General features: G+C 56.4%; 9 protein-coding genes and 1 pseudogene. 6 read left to right on the forward strand and 4 right to left on the reverse strand.

The features are described from left to right. From APH34_RS28110 to APH34_RS28120, 3 genes are all read left to right on the forward strand, one after another. Window positions 1–649: glycoside hydrolase family 15 protein (locus APH34_RS28110; RefSeq protein WP_256215994.1), on the forward strand; the 649-nt coding region annotated here is incomplete at its 5' end. 93 nt (window positions 650–742) lie between these two features. Further along, window positions 743–1,207 (forward strand): hemerythrin domain-containing protein, encoded by a 465-nt coding sequence (locus APH34_RS28115; protein WP_054903765.1) that lies wholly within the window; start codon window positions 743–745, stop codon window positions 1,205–1,207. Window positions 1,208–1,285: 78 nt separating this feature from the next. Then, on the forward strand, window positions 1,286–1,534 hold the full coding sequence (locus tag APH34_RS28120; RefSeq protein WP_016711391.1) for a hypothetical protein: 249 nt from the start codon (window positions 1,286–1,288) through the stop codon (window positions 1,532–1,534). Window positions 1,535–1,625: 91 nt separating this feature from the next. Here APH34_RS28120 and APH34_RS28125 read toward each other — a convergent pair whose 3' ends face one another. Next, window positions 1,626–2,765, reverse strand: a complete 1,140-nt coding sequence (locus APH34_RS28125; protein WP_014859200.1) for a glutathione-independent formaldehyde dehydrogenase — start codon at window positions 2,763–2,765, stop codon at window positions 1,626–1,628. Window positions 2,766–2,940: 175 nt separating this feature from the next. On the opposite strand from APH34_RS28125, the gene APH34_RS30180 reads away from it, so the two are divergent. Then, window positions 2,941–3,231 (forward strand): hypothetical protein, encoded by a 291-nt coding sequence (locus tag APH34_RS30180; protein WP_054903766.1) that lies wholly within the window; start codon window positions 2,941–2,943, stop codon window positions 3,229–3,231. Window positions 3,232–3,482: 251 nt separating this feature from the next. Here the strand turns inward: APH34_RS30180 and APH34_RS30185 are convergent. Continuing rightward, a pseudogene (locus APH34_RS30185) lies at window positions 3,483–3,693 on the reverse strand (hypothetical protein); the annotation flags it as partial. 41 nt (window positions 3,694–3,734) lie between these two features. Between APH34_RS30185 and APH34_RS29485 the strand changes: the two are divergent. After that, window positions 3,735–3,908 carry a hypothetical protein gene (locus APH34_RS29485; protein WP_156340891.1) on the forward strand — a complete coding sequence of 58 codons (174 nt, stop codon included), beginning with the start codon at window positions 3,735–3,737 and terminating at the stop codon, window positions 3,906–3,908. Window positions 3,909–4,180: 272 nt separating this feature from the next. On the opposite strand, the gene APH34_RS30190 is transcribed toward APH34_RS29485, so the two are convergent. Further along, window positions 4,181–4,507, reverse strand: coding sequence for a hypothetical protein (locus APH34_RS30190; RefSeq protein WP_054903769.1), 327 nt, complete (start codon window positions 4,505–4,507; stop codon window positions 4,181–4,183). A gap of 2 nt (window positions 4,508–4,509) precedes the next feature. After that, on the reverse strand, window positions 4,510–4,719 hold the full coding sequence (locus APH34_RS28150) for a hypothetical protein (protein ID WP_054903770.1): 210 nt from the start codon (window positions 4,717–4,719) through the stop codon (window positions 4,510–4,512). Between the two features lie 181 nt (window positions 4,720–4,900). On the opposite strand from APH34_RS28150, the gene APH34_RS28155 reads away from it, so the two are divergent. Next, on the forward strand, window positions 4,901–5,342 hold a 442-nt coding region (locus APH34_RS28155), incomplete at its 3' end, for a TIGR04141 family sporadically distributed protein (RefSeq protein WP_177337059.1).

Raw genomic sequence — 5,342 nt, forward strand, 5'->3', positions numbered from 1 at the left:
CCTCTCAGGCCTTGCCGACCAATGCGCAGACTGTTGGCGTCAGCAGGACGCCGGTATCTGGGAGTTGCCGGAAAAACAGCATTACACGATGTCTAAAATCAGCTGTTGGCAAGCCTTGAGCCGGGCCATCGAATTGGCCGATGGCGGTCACCTTCCCACTACATGCCGGGAACGCTGGGATCGCGAGCGACAGCGCATCCAGCAATGGATCGAGGCGCACTGCTGGAGCGAAGAGCGTCAGGCATACCTGTTCTATCCAGGCAGCGACCGACTGGACGCTTCACTGGCACTGGCCGTCAGGTTCGGTTACCCCAGCCAGGAACGTCTACGCAGCACGCTGGAAGCCATTGATCATGATCTGGGGGCCGGCGCTTTCCATTATCGCTACACCGATGCACAGGAAGAGGAAGGTTGCTTCCTGGCCTGCACATTCTGGCTTATCGAAGCCTGGGCCATTCTGGATAACCAGGATCGCGCCGAAGCCGCCTATGCAGACGCTTTGCAAGGGCTGTCACACGGTGTAGGCATCTACTCGGAGATGATCGATCCGCAGACTGGACAATATCTGGGAAACCTTCCGCAGGGCCTGACTCACCTGGCAGCCCTCAAGGCCGCAATGGCCATCGGGGGCTGCCATCCCGAACGATGACGCCAGACATCATCTGCGTTGAACCGTCTCGCTTGGCGGCCACTCAACCACAGGCAAGTTTTCCATTCTTTCAATCCGTGATGAGGTAACGCCATGAACGCTATCGACTTACTGATTCAAGACCACAAGTTGGTAAAGAAGCTGCTCGAAGAGCTGTCGACCACCACCGAGCGAGCAGTGAAAAAACGGGCCGATCTACTCCACAGGATCGAGCAGGAGCTGCAGATTCACACCGCGCTCGAAGAAGAAATTCTCTATCCGGCCATCAAGGAAGCGGGTGGCAAGGAAGAAGCGAAGATGTACTACGAGGCCAAGGAAGAACACCGGACTGTTGACTCCCTCGTCCTACCCGACCTCCTGCATACCGAAACCGGCACCGTCGAATTCGCCGGGCGGGTCAAGGTCATGAAAGAGTTGTTGGAGCATCACATCGAGGAAGAAGAAGGCGAGCTGTTCCCCACGGCGAAGAAGCTGCTCAGCAAGGACATCCTTGAGGAGCTGGGGCGAACCATGGAAATGCAGAAAAAGATGCTCAAGGGCGAGAAGCGAGCGGCTTAGTCAAGCGATCACCTGCCAGCGCTCAGAACGCTGGCAGGTGATTAGTTTCAGATATCCCATCATCAGTTGGAAAGTTTCATGGAATATTGGATCGGGTTACTTGAATGGCCTGCCATGGTGATGACCGTACTGGCAGCCTGGTGCATCGGTTCGCGCCGTCCGGGTAGAAGGAAGATAGGATTCTGCTGTTTCATCGCAAGCAACGTGCTGTGGGCTGTGTGGGGCTGGCAAGCACAAGCCTGGGCTCTGATCATCCTGCAGTTTTGCCTTTGCGCCATGAATCTGCGAGGGTGGCGGAAGAACACACAACTGGAAATTGCCGGGTGATAACGCCCTGACAAGCCGGTGAGGCTAGCTTCTAAAGCATGCAGATCTCCCTTCTCGCCAAGCTTCCTTCCCTGGAAGCAGTGAGAGCGGATCACGCAGCAGGCTTGAGCACCACTTTCGTCCAACCATCATCCCGCGCATCGAAATGCTTGTAGGCATCTGGGCCTTCGGCCAATTTCAAACGATGGGAAATGATCTGCGAGGGCTTGGCGCGCCCATGATGGATGAGCTCTGCCAGGCGGCGATTGTAGGCCTTCACATTCGCCTGGCCTGTCCGGATCTGCTGGCCCTTGAACCAGAACGCACCGAAGTCGAAGGCCATCTTGCCTTCCTTCGCCAGTTCGTTTTTCGCTCCAGGATCTTCTGGCACGAACACACCAACCACGCCAATGCCGCCTGTGGCCTTGGTTGAAGCGACCAGGTTGTTCATGGTGAGGTAGTTCGCTTCATGGCCATGCTTGTCGCAGCACTGGTAGCCCACGCACTCACATCCCCGGTCGGTGCCTTTGCCATGGGTCAGGTTCATGATCTCTTCCACGGCCTTCTGCTCGACTGCGTTGATTGGGGTTGCCCCCAGCTGCGCGGCAAGTTGCAGACGATCCGGTTGGTTGTCGATGACGAACACCTGAGATGCACCTTTGATGATTGCCGAATGGGCGGCCATCAGGCCGACAGGCCCTGCGCCGTAAATCGCAATGCTTTCACCCGGTAGCAAACCGGCAAGCTCTGTTGCATGCCAACCTGTAGGGAAGATATCCGAGAGCATGACGTAGTCATCCTCACGCTCTTGGGCATCTTCCGGTAGTACCAGGCAGTTGAAATCCGCATAGGGCACGCGCAGCAATTCGGCCTGCCCGCCCTGATACGGGCCCATCTCGGCAAAACCGTAAGCGGCGCCCGCAGCACCAGGATTCGCTGTAAGGCAGAACCCAGTGAGGCCTTTTTCACAGTTCTCACAGAATCCACAGCCAATATTGAAGGGTAAGCAGACACGGTCACCGACTTTGACCCTGTCGACCCCTGCCCCCACCTCGATCACCTCACCGAGATTTTCGTGACCAAAGACTCTCCCGGCTTCAAACGAGGTGCGGCCCTCGTACATGTGCAAATCAGAACCGCAGATGTTGGTCGTGGTAATGCGTACCAGCACGTCCGTAGGCTTTTCAATTTTTGCGTCTGGTACATCCTTGACCGCGACGTCACGTGGGCCGTTGTACACGATGGCTTTCATGCTGAACTCCCAAAGTCAGGGGCGACGGAAATGCGCCCTACCTTTTTCAGGTAATCGCTGAGCCTCAGGTGTTCACCACAGTCTGTCGCAGCTCGGATCGGTGGTACTAATCATCGTTGCTCTATGATTTCGCGTCCTTGTATGTAGCGAATGAGGAAGACCTGATGAGGCAAGGATGCGACATCGTGGAGCGGTATTTTGGGCTTGTGCAGATCCAGCTCTGCAGCTCCATTCCCATGTGGAGGAACTAGATGACGGAGCCAAGCTCGATGTTCAGGTTCGGCTTTCCCGCACAGGGGACACCCAGTTGTTCATCGGGATCTACGAGCGCTCGGGCTTGGCTAGGATTGAGGAAGCCTATGCAAAAAGGCCTGGTGAATACGTAACTAGGGCCATGGCGCGGGGCGCTGGCCGGGGTCGTGCCCTGGCTCTATCCGCCCAAGAACCGAAGCAGCACGTGGGGTAGGAGGACGAGACAATGGCTGATCAGCTAGCCCAGTTGGACGCTGAAGATCGCGTTCCTAGATCAGGTAGCTGCCGAACTGGAGCGCCAGGTTGGGCCCAGCCCTGTCACTCGAACTTTGGTCATCGCCTGGCTCACCGAGTGGGTGAAGAAATCGGGCGAATTGAAACCCGATTCCCCACAACTGCCTCAATCTCTCAAAGCGGCTTATGTCACCTGGACTCATCAAGCCGTGGATCGCTGAGAGGAAATTGCTACCCACGGCTTCCAGCTGCTTGTTCAAGCAAGCCGTTGCGAAGGCTGGTTGCGCTCGGTAGCGAGGCACCTCGCACGTCCCCCCAGACCAAGGCACGCGTCATCGACTCTCCTGGACGCGTGTCGAAGGCTTCTTCATGCAGTGCCATACCGCTGCCGGCATACACGCCTATGAACAATTTGCGTGCTGCCTGTTCGCGACAACCGCACACCCTCCGCGCCGCCAAAACAACACCAAGGAGATGGCGGGCATGAAGATCGATATCCAGGTCGACGAACACGGATCAGGCTGCAAAATGATCATTGACGGCCATCCAGTTTCGTTCGCGAATGCAGTTGAAGCTGAGGCCTATGTTGCCCGGCTGCAAGAGCGGCTGCAGGCTGCTCAACATGCCTTCGTAACATCTGCAGAAACTTCAGCTTGAGCAGCATCCGAACCAAATCTATAGGCATTCAGGAGTTACGCGAGCGACAGTATCCATCCCAGGACTGCGAGTGTAGCGATTGAGAAGGTCACTGAGGATGGCAGGCAGATCCGCGCCATAGGCCGCCACAGCGGCCTCCCAAACGAGATGCTCAGTGTCCCGGGCCGCTGGGTAATTCCACTCAAAGAATGACAAACTGTGCTTACTCGATAACCGGGCTGATCATCAATATATCGAGTAAGGACTGAGCGTGCACTGGTGCATAGCGCCCGCTAGGCTCCAGATTTCAAAGCTTGGTACCAGCTATGGTAAGGCGAGTTGGTGACCAGCTTGCGGTTGTAATCGGGCGCACCATCGCTCCACCAAACTGGCCCGCGCTCACCCAAGGCAACTTTCGCCTGGTCAACCTGTTGCCTGGCTCTCAGAAGCTGGTCAGGATCATTGGCTGCCTTTGCCAGCTTCACTGCACGTCGAGCGTCCATCAATGCGTCGACCAGTTGCTGCCGGTGCTCAACGGTGAGCGTGGGATCGCTGCATCGCCATAGGCGCCCCCTCACCACGAAATAGCGTCCATCGGGAGTCTGAGGGTGCTCAGCCATGCTCAGTGGCGAACAAGGGGTTGATGCCCCAAGGCTGCGAGCTGGTAGTCGCTGATTGACTGGAACAGCTGTTCTGCTGCCAATCTTAGCCGCTCGACTTCGCAATCAGGCTCGCCTGTGTCTTGGGCTTGGTGATAGCGCTTCATGGCCTCAACGGCTTCTTGCACAGCGGGAGAGTCGGGCATAAGCATTGAATCCAGATTTCGCTTCATTTGCGCTCCTCGTGCATTGCATGAGTGATACAACAGGGTAGCGCGTACGGGTGCTGCACACCCTAATTTCATGATCCCCACCTTGGCCAAAGTAGGTGGCCTAGCGCGTCGTTTACCTGGCTTGACGGGGGCAGTGGCAGATGCCAATTTAACATCAAGGCGAGGGGTCAAGGAGTGATGCGTGAAGATCACAATCAATGTGTTCTTGCTCAAGGAAGGGCGAACCATCCAGGACGCGCTTTCCGACGAGGTCAACCTACGACCAATCGCGTTCGCGTTAGGTGATGTTGAATGCCTCTTCTATCACCAGAAAAACCCTTCCCATCCAAAGTGGACGCAGCTCTTCGGCGCTGTTCCAGAAGTAGCGGGCCTTGATCTGACCGGCAGATCGCTCAAAGCGCTGCTCGTCCTGGCAATTAGAGGCAGGGTTTTTTGCTTCACTTTTGGCCATGCCAGGCACCTGATTGATCCTCTCGCGATTGAGCGCTACTTCGGGCTACGCACCGCGCTCAGCCTTACGGATCCACTGCTGATCAAGTCTGTGGAGAAATCCAACATTGACCGCACTCCGTTACGCTCAAAGGCGCAGTCGTCGAGGCTGTTGTCGATAACCGAATTCGACT

This window comes from Pseudomonas sp. NBRC 111131 (assembly GCF_001320525.1).
GTDB lineage: Bacteria > Pseudomonadota > Gammaproteobacteria > Pseudomonadales > Pseudomonadaceae > Aquipseudomonas > Aquipseudomonas ceruminis.

What these genes read in the sequence shown, in the direction of transcription:
- APH34_RS30190 (WP_054903769.1), bottom strand. Translation starts at nt 4,507, where the DNA reads ATGGCTGAGCACCCTCAGACTCCCGATGGACGCTATTTCGTGGTGAGG.
- APH34_RS28115 (WP_054903765.1), top strand. Translation starts at nt 743, where the DNA reads ATGAACGCTATCGACTTACTGATTCAAGACCACAAGTTGGTAAAGAAG.
- APH34_RS29485 (WP_156340891.1), top strand. Translation starts at nt 3,735, where the DNA reads ATGAAGATCGATATCCAGGTCGACGAACACGGATCAGGCTGCAAAATG.
- APH34_RS28120 (WP_016711391.1), top strand. Translation starts at nt 1,286, where the DNA reads ATGGAATATTGGATCGGGTTACTTGAATGGCCTGCCATGGTGATGACC.
- APH34_RS30180 (WP_054903766.1), top strand. Translation starts at nt 2,941, where the DNA reads ATGCGACATCGTGGAGCGGTATTTTGGGCTTGTGCAGATCCAGCTCTG.
- APH34_RS28125 (WP_014859200.1), bottom strand. Translation starts at nt 2,765, where the DNA reads ATGAAAGCCATCGTGTACAACGGCCCACGTGACGTCGCGGTCAAGGAT.
- APH34_RS28150 (WP_054903770.1), bottom strand. Translation starts at nt 4,719, where the DNA reads ATGAAGCGAAATCTGGATTCAATGCTTATGCCCGACTCTCCCGCTGTG.